This is a genomic window from Pseudomonas sp. GW821-FHT01A09, from assembly GCF_058986725.1.
Genome location: NZ_JBYSWB010000074.1, coordinates 1 through 858 on the forward strand (window position 1 = coordinate 1; position 858 = coordinate 858).

At 54.5% G+C, this 858-nt stretch carries 1 protein-coding gene; it reads right to left on the minus strand.

The features are described from left to right. A partial coding sequence (locus tag AC3WJP_RS29100; protein WP_493724603.1) for a transposase occupies positions 1 to 776 on the minus strand: 776 nt, incomplete at its 3' end. Positions 777 to 858: the final 82 nt, after the last annotated feature.

The following is an 858-nucleotide window of genomic DNA, read 5'->3' on the forward strand; positions in this document are numbered from 1 at the left end:
ACGATCAAACAGTGCTTCGCGTCCACAGCGCTCTGGACGTTGTATGCCACCAATGCGACGTAGGGCCCTCGCATTTTGTGCGCATCAGGCTCGCCAACGACGTGCTGAGTCAGGTCCTGAGCTTGCATAAGTACTTGGCACGTTTGGTTATTGGCCTTTTCTACCTGCAACTTGGCCAGTGCCACTTGCACTGCGGAGCGGTCGATCGGCTCTGCATCTTCCTCGCGATCCGCTTCATCGAGCTGCGCCAGGTAGCGCGCAATCCTCTTGTCGAGTTTCGCTTCTCGGGCTTGAAGTGTTTTCAAGGTCAGTTGTTTGCTGCCGGAGGCGGCTGCCTGAAACTTACTGCCGTCGATGGCTACCAGCTCTCCGGCAATCAGCCCGGCCTCGCGGCAAAATCGAATGAAGGCACGACACGTTGCGACGAACGCGGCACTGTTGTCGCGCCGAAAATCGGCAATGGTTTTGAAGTCAGGGGCCAGCCGTCCCAACAACCACATGACCTCAACATTGCGCTGACACTCAGCTTCAAGTCGCCGCGACGAACGAATGCGCTGAAAATAGCCATATAAATAGAGTTTGAGCAGATCGGCGGGATCGTACGAAGGACGCCCGGTAGCCTTGGGCCTGGCTTTATCGAAACCCAGTTGTTCAAAGTCCAGAAGCGCTACATAGGCGTCGATGACGCGAACCAAATGGTCGTCGGGAATAAGTTCGTCCAACGACACAGGGAACAAAGCGGTCTGGGAACGGTTTTCACCTTGGATATAGCGCATAACAAAATGCCCGTATCTTGCGATACGGGCATTTTCTGGAATTGGCAAGCATATTTCCAGGGTTTCCACACAGTCTGATGGA